This window comes from Komagataeibacter xylinus, assembly GCF_004302915.1.
Classification (GTDB): Bacteria; Pseudomonadota; Alphaproteobacteria; order Acetobacterales; family Acetobacteraceae; genus Komagataeibacter; species Komagataeibacter xylinus_C.
The window spans coordinates 56,328-73,435 of record NZ_QQBI01000009.1 but is presented as its reverse complement, the minus strand read 5'-3'; the positions used below and the strand labels follow the sequence as shown (position 1 = coordinate 73,435).

Sequence of the window (17,108 nt, the reverse complement as noted above, 5' to 3'; positions counted from 1 at the left end):
GGTTTTTCGTGATGCTTGACAAGTCGTTCTCCCCCGCCGGGACAGAAACCTCCCTCTATGCCCTGTGGGAGGCCAGTGGCGCGTTCAGCGCCCGGCCCGACAGCACGGCAAAGCCCTATACCATCATGATTCCGCCACCCAATGTTACGGGCACGCTGCATATCGGCCACGCCCTGACCATGACATTGCAGGACACGCTCATCCGCTGGCGCCGCATGCAGGGGCGCGACACGCTGTGGCAGCCCGGCACCGACCATGCAGGCATCGCCACCCAGCTTGTGGTCGAGCGCATGCTGCAAAAGGAAGGCACATCGCGCCAGGACATGGGTCGTGACGCCTTTGTCGAGCGCGTGTGGGAGTGGAAGGCCGAATCCGGTGGCGGCATTACAAAGCAGCTTCGCCGGCTTGGCGGCTCGCTCGACTGGCAGCGCGAGCGCTTCACCATGGATGATGGCCTGTCGGATGCGGTGAAAGAGGTGTTCGTCACCCTCTACCGCGAAGGGCTGATCTACCGCGACCGTCGCCTTGTCAACTGGGACCCCGCCTTCCGCTCCGCCATTTCCGACCTTGAGGTCGATAACCGCGAGAGCCGGGGCAGCCTGTGGTATATCCGCTACCCTGTTGAAGGTCAGCCGGGCCGCACCATCACGGTCGCCACCACCCGCCCCGAAACCATGCTGGGCGACATGGCCGTGGCCGTGCACCCCGATGATGAACGCTTTGCCGACCTGGTGGGCAAAAACGTCATCCTGCCGCTGACCGGCCGCCGCATTCCCGTCGTGGCGGATGAGCATTCCGATCCCACCAAGGGCAGCGGCGCGGTCAAGATCACGCCCGCGCATGACTTCAATGACTTCGAGGTCGGCCGCCGCCACAAGCTCGACATGCCCAGCGTGCTTGATGAGGAAGCCCGCATCACCCTTGCCGAGATCGAGGGCGAACTCCGCGCGGAGGAAGGGCTGGCCGATCCCGCCTTCGTGCGCACGCTGGCCGGCATGCCGCGCGATGAGGCGCGCAAGGCCATGGTGGCCGAGCTTGAGCGGCTGGAATGGCTGGAAAAGATCGAGCCGCACACCAATCAGGTGCCCCATGCCGAGCGCAGCGGCGCGGTGGTCGAGCCGCGCCTGACCACCCAGTGGTACTGTGATGCCAAGACCCTTGCCGGTCCCGCCATCGAGGCGGTGGAAACCGGCAAGATCGAATTCGTGCCCCGGCAGTGGGAAAACACCTTCTATGCCTGGATGCGCGATATCCAGCCCTGGTGCATCAGCCGCCAGCTCTGGTGGGGGCATCGCATCCCCGCCTGGTATGGCCCCGATGGCCATGTATTCGTCGCCCATGACGAGGCGGATGCCGCCAGCCAGGCCCGCGCCCATTACGGCCAGGACACCACGCTCACGCGTGACGAGGATGTGCTTGATACATGGTTCTCCTCCGCCCTGTGGCCGTTCTCCACGCTGGGCTGGCCGCAGCAGACACCGGAACTGGCGCGCTACTACCCGACCGATGTGCTGGTCACGGGTTTTGACATCATCTTCTTCTGGGTCGCGCGGATGATGATGATGGGCCTGCACTTCATGAAGGACGTGCCCTTCCGGCAGGTGTTCATCCACGGGCTGGTGCGTGACGAGCGCGGGCAGAAGATGTCCAAGTCCAAGGGCAACGGCATCGACCCGCTGGAGATGATCGACAGCTACGGCGCGGATGCCATGCGCTTTTGCATCTGCTCGCTCACCGGTCTTGGCCGTGACGTGAAGCTTGGCCCGAAAAAGGTGGAGGAATACCGCTCCTTCATCACCAAGATCTGGAATGCCGCGCGCTTTTGCGAGATGAACGGCGTGGCCCCGGTTGCAGGATTCAACCCGGCCTCCGTGCAGTCTCCGCTGGGCCGCTGGATCCTGGCCGAACTGGCGCAGGCGGTGGAAGAGGCGAGCAAGGCGCTGGAAGCCTTCCGCTTCGATGAATATGCAGGCGCGTGCTACCGCTTCGTGTGGAACTGCTTCTGCGACTGGTTCCTTGAACTGGCCAAGCCGGTCTTTGCCGCGGGCGACACGGCGGAAGCCGTCGAGACCCGTGCGGTTGCCGCCCATGTTCTGGGTACCATCCTGCGCCTGCTCCAGCCCGTGACCCCGTTCATGACCGACCGGCTGTGGCAGCATTTCGGCTTTGGCGGCGAAGGGTCGCTCATTACCGCACCGTGGCCGCAGCCCGAGCACCTGGAAGGGGCGAAGGACGCGCGTGAGGAGATGGAATGGCTGATCCGCTTCATTTCCGCCATCCGCACCGTGCGTTCGGAAATGAACGTGCCGCCCTCGCGCCTGGCCCCCGTGCTGCTGCGTGATGCCTCCGCCACCACCGTGGCGCGTGCCGCCAAATGGGCGGAAGCGATCGGCCGCATGGCCCGCGTGTCCGAAGTGCAGCCGCTTGCGGGCGAGATGCCGCAGGGGGCAGCCCAGCTTGTGGTGGATGAAGCAACGCTGGTCATTCCGCTGGCCGGGATCATTGACCTGTCAGTTGAGCGCCAGCGGCTGGAAAAGGAATGCGCCAAGGTGGATGGGGAGATTGCCAAGGTCGAGCGCAAGCTGGGCAATGCCGATTTCGTGGCCCGCGCCAAGCCCGAAGTCGTGGCCGAAAACCGCGAGCGGCTGGAGGCGTTCCAGGCAGAGCGCGTGCGGCTGAAAGCGGCCCTGGCGCGGATTGCTTAAAGGAAGAAAAGTTTTTGGGGGCTGCCTTTTTTCAAAAAGGCAGCTTTCTTTCAAAGCTTTTTGAAAAAAGCTTCACCAAAAACTTCTGGAATATTCTCTTCACGCTAACTTGGGGAAGGACGCCACCATGACCGCAAACGCATTGGAGACACTGGTGCTCGGCGGAGGCTGCTTCTGGTGCATCGAGGCGCCGTTCAAGGAACTGCGCGGCGTGCAGGCGATCGAGCCGGGTTATGCCGGTGGCCATACCCCCAACCCCACCTATGAGCAGGTCTGCACGGGCCGCACCGGGCATACCGAGGTGGTGCGCGTTACCTTCGACCCCGCCGAACTTTCATGCGCGGACCTGCTGCGCATCTTCTTTGTCATGCATGACCCCACCACGCCCAATCGGCAGGGCAATGACGTGGGCACGCAGTATCGCTCCGCCATTTTCTGGCAGGATGCGGCGCAGGAAAAAACCGCCCATGCCGTGCGCGACGAGATTGCGGCCCAGCATGTCTGGCCCAACCCGATCGTAACCGAAATTGCGAAACTGGAGCATTTCTGGCCCGCCGAGGATTATCACCGCGACTATTTTGCCCGTAATCCCGGCAACCCGTATTGCAGCGCGGTCATCCCGCCCAAGATCGCCAAGATGCGCCGCCTGTTCCGCGACCGGCTGGTGGATTCCGCCGGTTAGGGAGAAAAGTTTTTGGTGAAGCTTTTTTATTAAAAAAGCTTCGAAGAGCGCTGCCTTTTGAGAACAGGCAGCGCCCGGAAACTTTTATCCGCTAGCTCCGGTCCGTCGGGTCATCATCAAGAAAAAGCTGGTCGGCTTCCTCGTCAAAATCGAACAGTTCCGCATAGCGCGCCCAGCCGATCAGGGTCTGGAGCGTCTGGCGGGCGTAGTTGGGCGACATGCTGTCCTCCAGCTCATCGCGGAAGCGCTCGGCGCTGGCGCGGTGGTTGGGGCGCTCGTCCAGCACGGCGCGGATGGTGCGCACCATGGGAATGTTGTGCAGCATGCTCTGCCACAGGATGTGCTTGCGGATGTCGTGCTCGCTCTGCACAAAGCGCATGCCCTCGGGCGTGAGCAGGATGTCGCCATCCTCAAGCTCGGCAAAGCCCAGCAGTTGCAGGGATTCGCCAAGGGGGAACAGGTCATCAAGCTCAAGCTGCAGGCGGCTGGCGAGCAGCGGCAGGTCGGCACGGCCATGCAGCGGGTCGGCGGCCAGCGTTTCCATCATGCCCACGATGGTGTTCATCGGCAGGGCGGGCAGGGCCACGGCATCGGCCGATATCTGGACATGCTTCATGTCCGGGTCGGTCATGTCCGCCTCCGACACGACCGGCGCGCGGCGTGTCATGAGCGCGTAGATACGGTCCACGAACTGGCGGAAGGCCATGTCCTCGCGGTTGCGCGGATGCTCGAAGGGCACCTGAAGCTCATAGGCCACCCGGCCGGGGTTGGAGGAGAAGATGAGGATGCGGTCGCACATCAGCACCGCCTCCTCGATATTGTGGGTGACCAGCAGGATGGACTGGATGGGCAGTTTCTTCTCCGCCCACAGTTCCACAAGGTCGGTGCGCAGGTTTTCCGCCGTCAATACGTCGAGTGCGGAGAACGGCTCGTCCATCAGCAGCAGGTCTGGCCGCACCACAAGGGCGCGCGCCAGCCCCACGCGCTGGCGCATGCCGCCTGAAAGCTCCTTGGGATAGGCATTTTCATACCCGCCCAGCCCGATCAGGTGGATTGCGTCTTCCGCCAGTTTGTCGCGCTCAGCAGGTGGCACGCCCTGGGCTTCCAGCCCCAGCTCCACGTTTTTCTGCACCGTCAGCCACGGAAACAGCGCAAAGGACTGGAACACAAGGGAAATGCCCGCAGCCGGCCCCTCCAGCTGCCTGCCTTTCCAGATCACCTCGCCCGCTGTGGGCGGCAAAAGCCCTGCGATAATGCGCAGCAGGGTGGACTTGCCCGACCCCGAGCGGCCCAGAAGCCCCACGATCTCGCCACTGCGGATGCTCAGGTTCACGCCATCGAGCACCACAAGGTCGGTCGAACTTTCCTTGGGGTAGGCCTGCCTGCAATTGACGATCCGGACGAGTTCGGCGCCGGTCGGCTTCGGGCTGGGGGGGGCGGCTTGCTGCGGCATCAGGCGCTCTCAGTCAAAAGTGTAATGCCGGGCGGCATAATTGGATAACGGGCGCCACACGGCGCGATTGAGCAGCAGCACAAAGGCCGCCATGACCGCCATGCCCAGACCCACCTGGTCGGTGGCGCCCGCCACGGTGGCATGGGCAATATAGGCACCCAGCCCCTGTGCGCTCAGGGTGGTATCGCCCCAGCTGGCCACTTCGGTGGCGATGGCGGCATTCCATGCCCCGCCTGAGGCGGTCAGCGCGCCGGTGATGAAATAGGGCGTGATGCCTGGCAGCATCACCCGCCGCCACCACAGCCAGCCCTTGACGTGGAAGTTACGCGCCGCCTCGAGCAGGTCGCCGGGATAGGACGAGGCCCCGGCCACAATATTGAACAGGATATACCACTGCGTGCCCAGCAGCATGAGCGGGGTGAGCCAGATATTGCTGTTCAGGTGCCAGTGCACGATCGCGACCACCACGAGCGGAAAGAACAGGTTGGCCGGGAAAGCGGCCATGAACTGTGCCGCCATCTGCGCATGCCGCGCCCGCCGTGGCGACAGGCCGAGCCATATCCCCGCGGGCACCCAGATCACGGAGGCCACCAGCACCGTGATCATGACCCGCAGCAGCGTCAGTCCCCCCAGCGCCATGACATGCGCAACCTGCCCCATGCTGTAATGGGTGTGGGAGAAGGACCATGTCTTCCAGCCGATGGTGAGGGCGCACAGAACGATCCCGGCAATCCAGGCCGCATCTATCAGGCGGGGGGGGATGAGCGCGCGCACGGGGGCAGACGGGCGCGGACCAAGGGCCAGCCAGCCGATGCGCGTCATGGCATCACCCACGCGCAGGCAGAAGCGGCGCAGCAGGTGCGTGCGGCGCAGCAGCACAAGCACCCACGGGTCAGGGGCTGCAAGGCTTGCGCCGTCATCGGTCTGGAAACGCGCCGACCATGCCACCAGCGGGCGGAACAGAAGCTGGTCATACGCCAAAATCACGGCCAGCATGGTGAGGATGGCATAGAAAATGGCGGCAAGGTTACGCTGCTCGATCGCAACGCCCACGTAGGAGCCGATGCCGGGCAGGGCGATATCGGTATTGCCCACCGTGATCGTCTCGGAATAGACGACCATGAACCACCCGCCGGACATGGAGATCATGGTGTTCCACACCAGCGCGGGAATGGCGAACGGCACCTCGAGCCGCCAGAAGCGCTGCCAGGGGGTAAGGCCAAAGCAGCGGGCGGCTTCCTCCAGGTCGGGCGGCACGGTGCGCAGCGACTGGTACATGGCAAAGGCCATGTTCCATGCCTGACTGGTGAAGATGGTGAAGATGGCGGCAAGTTCCGCCCCCATCATCCGCCCCGGAAACAGCCCGAGAAAGAAAATGACCGTAAAGGTGAGGAAGCCCAGAATGGGCACCGACTGCAAGACATCCAGCAGCGGCACCAGCACCTGCCCCGCCCGCCTGCTCTTGGCGGCCCATACGGCATAGGTGAAGGTGAACACCAGCGAGGCGGCAAGTGCTGCGAACATGCGCAGCGTGGTCCGCACGGCATAGCCGGGCAGGTAGGCCGGGCTGAGATGGATGGTTCCGGCCTCGCTTGCGGGAATGGGTACAAGCATGTGACGGCCCGCCGTGGCCACCACGACCGCGCCCGCCATGATGGCAAGCAGGCCGAGCAGGTCCGCTATATTGGGGCGGACGCGCAGGTTACCCGGTTGGCCGCCTGCGCTCACCCTGCCGTGCCCGTACTGCCAAAGCCGCCCGTGCCGCGGGTGGTTTCATCAAGCTCGGCATATTCCACCCACTCACCGCGCACCACGGGGGCGAGCACGCCCTGGGCAATGCGCATGCCGCGCTCGACCACGAAGGGCGCATCGCCTGCATTCATCACGATAATGCCGATCTCGCCGCGATAATCCTCATCAATCGTGCCCGGCGCGTTGGGCAGGGTCACGCCATGCTTGAGCGCAAGCCCCGAGCGGGGGCGGATCTGGAGTTCGTAGCCACGCGGCAGCCCCACGCACAGCCCCGTGGGCACCAGCGCGCGGCCACCCGGCGCAATGGTCATGGGTTCGGTCACGGCGGCGAGCAGGTCCATGCCGGCAGCGCCCTCGGTGGCGTAGGCGGGCAGGGGCAGGTCATGTGCGTGGGCCAGGCGCTTGACCTGAATGGGCAGGGAGGAGAAGCTCATGAAGTATGTCCGTCAACATGCGGTGCGTTGAAAAAGGCTGCGATGCGCGCCACCAGGCGCTGCGCCACCTGCGTCTTGTCCAGCCGGGGCCAGTGGGTGCAGCCCGTGGCATCGATCAGGTCGATCTCGTTTTCTGCCCCGCCCATGATGCCGCTTTCGGGGCTGACATCATTGGCCACGATCCAGTCGCAGCCCTTGCGCAGGCGTTTGGCGGTGGCGTGTTCGACAACCCGCTCCGTCTCGGCGGCAAAGCCCACCACCAGTCGCGGCCGGGTGGGGGAAGGCTGGCCCAGGGTGGCCAGAATATCGGGGTTGGGCACAAGGCGGAGCGCGGGCGGGGGCTGGCCTGCGGTTTTCTTGATCTTCTGCGGCGTTTCATCCACATGCCAGTCTGCCACGGCGGCGGCGCAGACGGCAATGTCGCACGGCAGGGCCTGCTGGCAGGCCGCCAGCATGGCGCGTGCCGTCTCGACGCGCACGGTGCGCACGCCCGGCGGGTCGGGCAGGGTGGTCGGCCCGCTGACCAGCGTCACGTCAGCCCCCGCCGCTGCCAGCGCGCGCGCAATGGCATAGCCCTGCGTGCCCGATGAGCGGTTGGCCAGATAGCGCACCGGGTCGATCGGCTCATGCGTGGGGCCTGCGGTGACCAGCGCGCGGCGGCCGACCAGTGGCTTTTCGCCCCCCAGTCGCGCCAGGATGGCGGCAAGGATGGAGTCGGGCTCGGCCAGCCGGCCCGGCCCGTGCTCGTTGCATGCCATCAGCCCGGTCTCGGGGCCGACAAATTCCACGCCGCGTGCCGCAAGCGTTGCGATATTGGCCTGTGTTGCGGGGTGCTGCCACATCCGCACGTTCATGGCAGGGGCTGCCAGCACCGGGGTATCGGTGGCCAGCAGCACGGTGGTGGCGAGGTCATCGGCCAGGCCCGCGCTCATGCGGGCCAGAATATCGGCGGTGGCGGGGCAGACCACGATCAGGTCACTGCTGCGCGAGAGCGCGATATGGCCCATCTCGCTTTCATCGGTCAGGGAGAACAGGTCGCTGAACACGCGCTCGCCGCTCAGGGCCTGGAGCGAGAGGGGGGTTACGAATCGGGCGCCCCCTTCCGTCAGCACCGTGCGCACGCGGATATCGTGTTCCCTGAGCCTGCGGATGAGATCAAGCGCCTTGTAGGCGGCGATTCCCCCACACACCACCAGCAGGACAGAACGGTCTGCCCGTGCCACCATCAGATCTTCCAGCCGGAATGGATGGCTGCGATCCCGCCAGAGAGGTTCTGGTAGGACACGCGCTCAAGCCCTGCCTCGCGCATCATGTCGGCCAGCGTTTCCTGATCGGGGAACATGCGGATGCTCTCGGCGAGGTACTGGTAGCTCTCGCGGTCCCCCGCAATCGCCGCCCCCATGCGCGGCAGCACGTGGAAGGACCAGGCATCATAGACGGGTGCGAAGGCTGCAACCTGCACGCGCGAGAACTCAAGGCACAGGAACCGGCCGCCGGGGCGCAGGATGCGACGCGCCTCGCGCAGCACCTGCAGCTTGTCGGTGCAGTTGCGCAGGCCGAAGGCGATGGAGACGCGATCCACCGAATTGTCGGCCAGCGGAATGGCCTCGGCATCCACAGCCAGGAAGTTGAGGCCCGACACCAGCCCGCGCTCCATCGCGCGGTTGCGGCCCACCGTGAGCATGCTCACATTGATGTCGGACAGGATGGCAGGCCCGCCCCCGCCGCGCAGCCAGCCGAACGAGATGTCGCCCGTGCCACCGGCCAGGTCGAGCAGCGACAGGTCGGGGTGGGGGGCGAGTTCGTTGACGAAAATCTTTTTCCACGCGCGATGGATGCCCAGCGACATCACGTCATTCATGATGTCGTATTTGGAGGCCACGCTGTCAAAGACTTCGCGCACCATGGATTTCTTCTCGCGCAATGGCACATCGCGGAAGCCGAAATCGGTGGTATCCGCATGGCGGTCATCGGGACGGCCGGCGGAAGGGGAGGGATGGTATGGCTGGCTATTGTCGGTCATGATGCACAGGTATAACCCCAGATGAGGCCATGCCGGAACTCCCTGAAGTTGAAACTGTGATGCGCGGGATGCGAGTGCATCTTGAAGGTCACACTATTTCCCGCGCCAGCACGCACCATACGGGGCTGCGCTGGCCGTTTCCCCCCGGTCTGGCCCGTGCGCTGGAAGGCCAGCGGATCGATGGATTCGCCCGGCGGGGGAAATATATCCTCATCACCCTTTCCGGCGGCATGGTGGTCGTGCTGCACCTGGGCATGTCCGGGCGCGTGCTGCTCTCGCGCCCGACTGAAGCCGAGCGTGTGATGCCGCCCGCCCTGCACGAGCATCTGGTGATCGAGACCGGGGAGGGCGCGCGCTGCGGGCTGGTCGACCCCAGGCGCTTCGGCATGGTCGACCTGGTGCCGGTGGCGGGCGTGGAGGGCCATCGCCTGCTGGCAGGCATGGGGCCTGAGCCGCTGGGCAACCGCTTTGGCGGCGCGTGGCTTGCGGCAAGGGGTCGTGGGCGGCGCACGAGCATCAAGGCGCTGCTGCTTGACCAGCGCGTGGTGGCGGGGCTTGGCAATATCTATGTGTCCGAGGCGCTGTTCCGTGCGCGCATCCACCCCGCGCGGGCGGCGGGCGAGATCAGTGCCGCGGAATATGATGAACTGGCAGCCCAGGTCCGCGCCGTGCTCGACGAGGCGATTGCCGCCGGTGGCTCAAGCCTGCGTGATTATGTGCAACCCGATGGGGAACTCGGCTATTTCCAGCATGCATGGCGCGTCTATGGGCGTGAAGGGCTGGGATGCCCCGATTGCCCCGGCCCGCCTGCGTGCGATGGGGTGGAACGCATCACCCAATCGGGGCGTTCGAGCTTCTTCTGCCCCCGATTGCAGGAGGCTTGAGACGATTTAGGCAAAGACTTGTCTTGACGAATACGGTCAGGGTGGACTAGATCGCCAGCCTGATATGGGATGTCCGCACGATCGGGTGGCGGACCGCCGTAACCTGATTTATGCAGATGAACTGAGAGCAATGGCCAATACAGCATCCGCGCGCAAGCGCATCCGTCAGAACGAACGCCGCAACGCCCGCAACACCGCACGTCTGTCGCGCGTACGCACCTTCGTGAAGAAGATTGAAACCGCGATCGCCAGCGGCAAGAAGGACGACGCCGTGGTGGCCCTGCGTGAGGCACAGCCCGAAATGCAGCGCGCCGTTGGCAAGGGCGTTCTTCACGCCAACACGGTTGCCCGTCGTATTTCCCGCCTGTCCGCCCGTATCAAGTCTCTCGCTGCTGCGTAAGATACGGCTGGTTTCTTTCATCTGAAAGAAGGCTGGAAGTAATAAAGGAGGTCGTCTGTCGCCATTATTGGCGATGGCGGCCTTTTTTTATTATCCGCATCTTGCTGGTGTGAACGGGTTTTGGCGGGGTCGGGGCAGATTCCCGTTGCTTCGCCCGATTCCGTGCTCTAAATTATGGGGATAATTCCAGCGTCATCGGTGGTCCTGGCCGATAGGGTCGGGCTGTTGGGTCGTGCCAATGGCACGGCTTGTGGCCTGTCCTGTGGGGAGGGGCCGGTGGCGCGGGGTGGTGGAATGGAGCGGGGTGACGGCAGGGGCATGCGCGCAGGCGGTGTCCTTTTCGTGCCCCATGTGGCGGGGAGCGGATATGACGGGCGGACTGGAAGGCTACGACGCGGTTGCGGAAGCTAACGCGCAGAAAAGTGTGCTCGCCATCCACTGGTCGCGCATCTGCGAGCGGCTGAAGGCCGAGGTGGGTGAGGTCGAATACCGCACCTGGCTGCGCCAGATCACGGTCGGCCCGGTGGAGGAGGACGAGATCACCCTCTACCTGCCCACGCGCTTCCTGCGTGACTGGGTGCGCGGGCAGTACGGCGACCGGCTCGGCGCGCTGTGGCATGCCGAAGTGCCTGCTATCCGCCGGGTCGAGTTGCAGGTGGCCCGCCCCGCAGCCCAGCCCGCCCCGACCGCCGGGGCGCAGGAGGCCACGCCCGCCCCGGCTGCTGCCGTCGCCCCAAGCGAACCGGCGGCCCCCGCGGCAGCGCCCCAAGCGGCGGAAAGCCCGCGCCAGGCCGAGGTGCGCAGCGACCTTGCCGCCCCGCTTGAGCCGCGCTTCACGTTTGACACCTTCGTTGTGGGCAAACCCAACGAGTTCGCCTATGCCTGCGCCCGCCGCGTGGCCGAGCGCCCGTCCAGCCCTGGCTTCAACCCCCTGTTCCTGTATGGCGGCGTGGGTCTGGGCAAGACCCACCTCATGCACGCCATCGGTGCGGAACTGCTGCGTGGGGGCAAGGTCTCGGTAGCCTACATGTCGGCCGAGAAGTTCATGTACCGCTTCATCGGGGCCATCCGCTCGCAGTCCACGCTCGAGTTCAAGGACCAGCTGCGCTCGGTTGACGTGCTGATGATCGATGACCTGCAGTTCCTCATCGGCAAGGACAACACGCAGGACGAATTCTTCCACACCTTCAACGCGCTGGTCGATGCCGGGCGGCAGATCGTGGTCTCGGCCGACAAGTCGCCCTCTGACCTGTCGGGGCTTGAGGACCGGCTGCGCACCCGCCTTGGCTGCGGCATGGTGGCCGATATCCATGCCACGACCTTCGAGCTGCGCATCTCCATCCTTGAGGCCAAGGCCGCCGCATCCGGCGTGGTGGTGCCGGCCAAGGTGCTGGAATTCCTGGCCCACAAGATCACCTCGAACGTGCGCGAGCTTGAGGGCGCGCTCAACCGGCTGATCGCGCATGCCAACCTGTTTGGCCGCCCCGTCACCCTTGAGGCGACGCAGGATGTGTTACACGACATCCTCAAGGCGCATGACCGGCGCGTCACCATCGAGGAAATCCAGCGCAAGGTGGCCGAGCACTGGAACACGCGCCTGACCGACATGTTCTCCGCCCGCCGGGGCCGGGCCGTGGCGCGGCCGCGCCAGGTGGCGATGTACCTCGCCAAGCAGCTCACCAGCCGCTCCTACCCCGAGATCGGGCGCAAGTTCGGCAACCGCGACCACACCACCGTCATGTATGGCGTAACCAAGGTGGAGCAGCTGATGGCGCAGGACCCCGCCTTTGCCGAGGACGTGGAACTGCTGCGCCGCATGCTCGAGACCTGACGCATTTCCCGCGCACGCCCCTTTACCGCTGTTGCTTCAGGCTGCTAGACAGGTCTCCCCCGTTTTGTGCTTTTTCGGGTGCTGCGGGATGTGGAGGATATCGTACCGATGAAGTTGAAGGCTGACCGCGTAACGCTGCTCAAGGCACTGGCCCATATCCAGAGCGTTGCCGAGAAGCGCAATACCATCCCCATCCTGGCCAACGTGCTGATCAATGTCACTGATGGCGCCATGACGCTGACCGCCACCGACATGGAAATTGCCGTGGTCGAGGGTATGGCGGCGGAAACGCTGCGTGATGGTGCGGTCACGGCGCCGGCTGCCGTGCTGTACGAAATCGTGCGCAAGCTGCCCGATGGCGCGCAGGTCGAATTCGACCACGCCGGGGGCGATGCGCCGCTGGGCCTGCGGGCGGGGCGCTTTGCCACCAGCCTCAACGTGCTGGACGTGGATGACTTCCCCTCCATGATGGCAGGCAGCCTGCCGCATGAATTCAGCATTCCCGCCCAGGTGCTGCGCGGCCTGATCGACCGCACGCGCTTCGCCATCTCCACCGAGGAGACGCGCTACTACCTCAACGGCATTTTCCTGCACGTGGCCGAAGGCGAGGCCGGTCAGGTGCTGCGCGCGGTTGCAACCGACGGCCACCGCCTGGCCCGGGTCGAGACCGAACTGCCGCCGGGCAGCGAGGGAATGCCCGGCGTGATCGTGCCGCGCAAGACCGTGGGCGAGCTGCGCAAGCTGCTTGATGAAGGGCCGGAGCAGGTCGATGTGGCCCTGTCTGACACGCGCATCCAGTTCACCATCGGCAACATCACGCTCACCTCCAAGCTGATCGATGGCACTTTCCCCGAATATGAGCGCGTGATCCCGCACGGCAATGACCGCATCCTGCGCGTGGGCAAGAAGATCTTCTCCGATGCGGTGGCCCGTGTCGCGGCCATCAGCCAGGAGCGTTCGCGCCCGGTCAAGCTGAGCATGGCGCATAACCTGCTTACCCTGTCCGCCGCCAGCCAGGATCAGGGTTCGGCCACTGAGGAACTCGACGAAAACCACGTCTCCTACGATGCGCCGCCCATCGAAATCGGCTTTCAGGCCCGGTACCTCAACGACATTACCGACCAGGTGGAAAAGGAAGTGGAATTCGCATTCTCCGACAGTTCCGCCCCGACCATCGTGCGCGATGTGGACAGCCCCTCGGCGCTGTACGTGCTGATGCCCATGCGCGTTTGAGCGCGCCCCTCATTACGGCAGCATGGCCTGCATAACCCGGCTGGCGCTGACGGATTTCCGCAACTACCGCCGCCTGTCGTGGCAGCCGGCGCAGCCGGTCACGGTCATTACCGGGCCGAATGGCAGCGGCAAGACCAATCTGCTCGAGGCCGTGTCGCTGCTTGTTCCCGGTCGTGGCCTGCGGGGCGCGCGCATGGATGAACTGCCCCGGCATGGCGCCAGCCTGTGGGGCGTGGCCGCACAGGTTGAGGGCATGGACGGGGATGAAGCCCTGTCCGCGCAGTTGGCTACCGGAGCCGACCCGCTGCGCCCCGAGCGCCGGGTGTTCCGGGTGGATGGGCAGGCCCTGCGCAACCGCGATGGCGTGGGCGAATATTTCTCTGCCGTCTGGATCACGCCGCAGATGGATCGCCTGTTCCTTGAAGGGGCAGGGGGAAGGCGGCGTTTTCTTGACCGGCTGGTGCAGGCGCTTGAACCCGGCCATGCCCGTGAACTTGCCGCCCATGACCGCGCCATGGCCCAGCGCAGCCGCCTTCTGGCCCAGCGCAACCCCGATCCAGCCTGGCTTGTGGCCCTTGAGCACACCATGGCCCGCCATGCAGTGGCCACCGTTGCTGCGCGGATGGATATGGTCAGCCGCCTCAATACCGATGAACAGGCGCTGGCCGATGGTTTTCCCGCCGCCCGGCTGGAACTGGAATGCGACATTGCCGCCCACCTCGCCACCCGGCCTGCGTTAGCCGTGGAGGACTGGCTGGCTGGGCAGATCGCGCACACGCGCGGCATTGACCGCCAGCGCGGCGGCTGCCGTTTTGGGGCGCACCGCACCGGGCTTGCGCTGGCTGACCGGGTGAGCGGGCGCGCCGCCGTCCAGTCCAGCACGGGGCAGCAGAAGGCGCTGCTGCTGGGCATCGTGCTGTCGCATGCGCGCATACTCGCGGCATGCCGGGGGCAGGTGCCCATGCTTTTGCTCGATGAGCCGCTGGTGCATCTGGATGAAGCCCGCAGGCAGGCCCTGTTCCGCGCCGTGGGCCGCATGAATACGGGCGTGTTCCTGACCGGAACGGACGCCGAACAGTTCGCCCCCCTGCGCAGCCATGCCGCATTCGAGACGCCGGGTGCCGGTAATCTTGCCCATGAGGCCTGATTTGCGCGCGGAATGCTGGTTACGCCGGGCGGTTGGGGCTATAATGCATTCTGATATTTTGTTGTTGTCCGCTGTGGAGCATCTGCCGGCATGTCCGATCAATCCAGTCCCGATCAGAAACACGATGCCGAGGCCAAGGGCACAGTAGCCCCCGTGCCTGATTATGACGAGGCATCCATCTCGGTGCTGCGGGGGCTGGATGCGGTGCGCAAGCGCCCCGGCATGTATATTGGCGATACCGATGACGGCTCGGGCCTGCACCACATGGCCTTCGAAATCATTGATAACGCGGTGGATGAGGCGCAGGCCGGGTTCGCCACCGGCTGTGTTGTCACCCTCAATGGCGATGGCAGCGTGACCGTGCGCGATGACGGGCGTGGCATTCCCACCGGCATGCACCATGAGGAAGGGGTGAGTGCTGCGGAAGTCGTGCTGACCAAGCTGCATGCGGGCGGCAAGTTCAACCAGAATTCCTACAAGGTTTCCGGTGGCCTGCATGGCGTGGGCGCCGCGGTGGTCAATGCCCTGTCCGAATGGATGGAAGTGCGCATCTGGCGCGATGGCAAGGAGCATGTGATCCGCTTTAAGGGCGGCGAACGTGACGAGGCGCTGCGCGTAGTGGGTGAGAGCAGCGAGCCGCGCGGCACGCAGGTCACCTTCAAGCCCAGTGCCGAGACCTTTGCCAAGGTGGAGTTCGAGTTCCCGATTCTCGAGCGCCGCCTGCGTGAACTGGCCTTCCTCAACTCCGGGCTCAGGATCGTGCTGCGCGATGAGCGACACGAACCTGCGCGCGAGGAAAAATTCTATTATGAGGGCGGCCTGTGCGCCTTTGTGGAATGGCTCGACCAGGGCAAGACCGCCATCGTGAACCCGCCGATTACCGGCAGCCTCCAGAATGAGGAAAACGGCATCAAGGTCGAGTTTGCGCTGACATGGAACGACAGCTTCCATGAAACCATGCTCTGCTTCACCAACAACATTCCGCAGCGCGATGGCGGCTCGCACCTTGCGGGCTTCCGCCAGGCGCTGACCCGCGTGGTGGGCCGCTATGCCGAGGCCAACGCCACCAAGAAGGACAGCCACGCGCTCAACGGCGAGGACATGCGCGAGGGCCTGACCGCCGTGCTCTCGGTCAAGGTGCCCGACCCCAAATTCTCATCGCAGACCAAGGACAAGCTGGTCTCGTCTGAAGTGCAGCCGGTCGTGCATGCGGCGGCTGCCGACATGATCTCCCACTGGTTCGAGACCCACCCCAAGGAAGCCCGCCACATCGTGGCCAAGGTGATGGATGCCGCCGCCGCCCGTGAGGCGGCGCGCCGCGCGCGCGAACTCACCCGGCGCAAGGGCGTGCTCGATATTTCCTCGCTTCCCGGCAAGCTCGCGGACTGCCAGGAACGCGACCCGGCCAAGTCCGAACTGTTCATCGTCGAGGGTGACTCGGCAGGTGGCACGGCCAAGCAGGGGCGCGACCGGCGCTTCCAGGCGATCCTGCCGCTCAAGGGCAAGATCCTGAACGTGGAGCGCGCGCGCTTTGACCGCATGCTCGGCTCGGCTGAAATCGGCACGCTGATCACGGCGCTCGGCACCGGCATCGGGCGTGGCGACGTGGAGCATGGCGGCTTCTCGATCGAGAAACTGCGCTACCACCGCATTGTCATCATGACCGACGCCGACGTGGATGGCTCGCACATCCGCACGCTGCTGCTGACCTTCTTCTTCCGCCAGATGCCCGAACTGATCGAGAACGGGTACCTGTATATCGCCCAGCCGCCGCTGTACCGCGCCAAGCGCGGCAATGACGAGCGCTACCTCAAGGATGACGCGGCCCTTGAATCCTACCTGCTCGACAAGGCGCTGGCCAATGCGGCGCTGCATTATGCCGATGGGCGCGAGGTGCAGGGCGAGGCCATGCGGGCTGAGGTGCACTTCATCCGTGACGTAACGCGCGCGCTCTCGCGCCTGTCAGCCCGGGTGCCGGTATGGATACTGGAGCAGGCGGCCATTGCGGGCGTGCTGCGCCCGGACCTTAACACGGTGCCCGAGCGCATTGTGGACCTGCAGGCGCGGCTTGATGCCATCTCGCCGCCCACCGAGCGCGGGTGGAAGGTGGCCGTAAGCGAAAGCGGGCTGGAGATGGCGCGCAGCGTGCGCGGCGTGGGCGAGGTCTACCGGCTTGAGGCCACCACCCTGCGCAGCGCGGAAGTACGCTGGCTGGCCGAGCGCCATGACCGGCTGGTGAAGGATTTTGCAGGCCCGGTCAGCCTTGTGCTCGATGGGGTGCCGCATCCCTTCCACGGCCCGGCCTCGCTGTATGAGCGGATTCTGGCGCAGGGCCGCAAGGGCCTGTCGATCAACCGCTTCAAGGGCCTGGGCGAGATGAATGACGAGCAGTTGTGGGAAACCACGCTCGACCCCGCCATGCGCACGCTGCTGCAGGTCAAGGTGGGCGATATTGAAAACGCGGCGCAGGTCTTCTCCACCCTGATGGGCGACGTGGTCGAACCGCGCCGCGACTTCATCGTGGGCAATGCGCTCAAGGTCGCCAATCTCGACGTGTGAGGCGG

13 protein-coding genes are annotated in these 17,108 nt (G+C 65.1%); 8 read left to right on the top strand and 5 right to left on the bottom strand.

The annotated features are described in order from the left end of the window. Nucleotides 1-11: 11 nt before the first annotated feature. The gene (locus DV027_RS07925; protein ID WP_130731373.1) at nt 12-2,705 is read left to right on the top strand and encodes a valine--tRNA ligase; all 2,694 of its coding nucleotides are present in this window, start codon (nt 12-14) and stop codon (nt 2,703-2,705) included. 127 nt (nt 2,706-2,832) lie between these two features. Beyond that, nucleotides 2,833-3,387, top strand: coding sequence for a peptide-methionine (S)-S-oxide reductase MsrA (gene msrA, locus DV027_RS07920; protein ID WP_130731329.1), 555 nt, complete (start codon nt 2,833-2,835; stop codon nt 3,385-3,387). A 91-nt stretch (nt 3,388-3,478) separates the two neighbouring features. Here the strand turns inward: msrA and DV027_RS07915 are convergent, their stop codons facing one another. From DV027_RS07915 to DV027_RS07895, 5 genes are all read right to left on the bottom strand, one after another. After that, a complete protein-coding gene (locus tag DV027_RS07915; protein ID WP_130731328.1) occupies nt 3,479-4,840 on the bottom strand; it encodes an ABC transporter ATP-binding protein in 1,362 nt (453 codons plus the stop codon). Nucleotides 4,841-4,849: 9 nt separating this feature from the next. Further along, nucleotides 4,850-6,493: an ABC transporter permease gene (locus DV027_RS07910; RefSeq protein WP_207303453.1), complete on the bottom strand. Its 1,644-nt coding sequence runs from the start codon at nt 6,491-6,493 to the stop codon at nt 4,850-4,852. Nucleotides 6,494-6,564: 71 nt separating this feature from the next. Beyond that, nucleotides 6,565-7,026 (bottom strand): dUTP diphosphatase, encoded by a 462-nt coding sequence (dut, locus tag DV027_RS07905; protein WP_130731326.1) that lies wholly within the window; start codon nt 7,024-7,026, stop codon nt 6,565-6,567. Further along, complete coding sequence (gene coaBC, locus DV027_RS07900; protein ID WP_130731325.1) at nt 7,023-8,252, bottom strand: bifunctional phosphopantothenoylcysteine decarboxylase/phosphopantothenate--cysteine ligase CoaBC; 1,230 nt, start codon at nt 8,250-8,252, stop codon at nt 7,023-7,025. Before coaBC ends, dut begins: the two co-directional genes overlap by 4 nt. Next, nucleotides 8,252-9,049, bottom strand: coding sequence for a class I SAM-dependent methyltransferase (locus DV027_RS07895; RefSeq protein ID WP_130731324.1), 798 nt, complete (start codon nt 9,047-9,049; stop codon nt 8,252-8,254). The genes coaBC and DV027_RS07895 overlap by 1 nt, the downstream gene beginning before the upstream one ends. A 29-nt stretch (nt 9,050-9,078) precedes the next feature. Here DV027_RS07895 and mutM point away from each other — a divergent pair, with 29 nt between their 5' ends. The 6 genes from mutM to gyrB all read left to right on the top strand — a co-directional run bounded on the left by mutM (nt 9,079) and on the right by gyrB (nt 17,103). Further along, on the top strand, nt 9,079-9,933 hold the full coding sequence (gene mutM, locus DV027_RS07890) for a bifunctional DNA-formamidopyrimidine glycosylase/DNA-(apurinic or apyrimidinic site) lyase (protein WP_130731323.1): 855 nt from the start codon (nt 9,079-9,081) through the stop codon (nt 9,931-9,933). Between the two features lie 130 nt (nt 9,934-10,063). Then, a complete protein-coding gene (gene rpsT, locus DV027_RS07885) occupies nt 10,064-10,333 on the top strand; it encodes a 30S ribosomal protein S20 (RefSeq protein ID WP_130731322.1) in 270 nt (89 codons plus the stop codon). A 367-nt stretch (nt 10,334-10,700) separates the two neighbouring features. Then, nucleotides 10,701-12,164: a chromosomal replication initiator protein DnaA gene (gene dnaA / locus DV027_RS07880; protein WP_130731321.1), complete on the top strand. Its 1,464-nt coding sequence runs from the start codon at nt 10,701-10,703 to the stop codon at nt 12,162-12,164. 108 nt (nt 12,165-12,272) lie between these two features. Next, nucleotides 12,273-13,397, top strand: coding sequence for a DNA polymerase III subunit beta (gene dnaN, locus DV027_RS07875; protein ID WP_130731320.1), 1,125 nt, complete (start codon nt 12,273-12,275; stop codon nt 13,395-13,397). Between the two features lie 22 nt (nt 13,398-13,419). After that, entirely contained in the window at nt 13,420-14,544 is a 1,125-nt protein-coding gene (gene recF / locus DV027_RS07870) for a DNA replication/repair protein RecF (protein ID WP_130731319.1), read from the top strand. 90 nt (nt 14,545-14,634) lie between these two features. After that, nucleotides 14,635-17,103 (top strand): DNA topoisomerase (ATP-hydrolyzing) subunit B, encoded by a 2,469-nt coding sequence (gene gyrB / locus DV027_RS07865; RefSeq protein WP_242621794.1) that lies wholly within the window; start codon nt 14,635-14,637, stop codon nt 17,101-17,103. Nucleotides 17,104-17,108 lie beyond the last annotated feature (5 nt).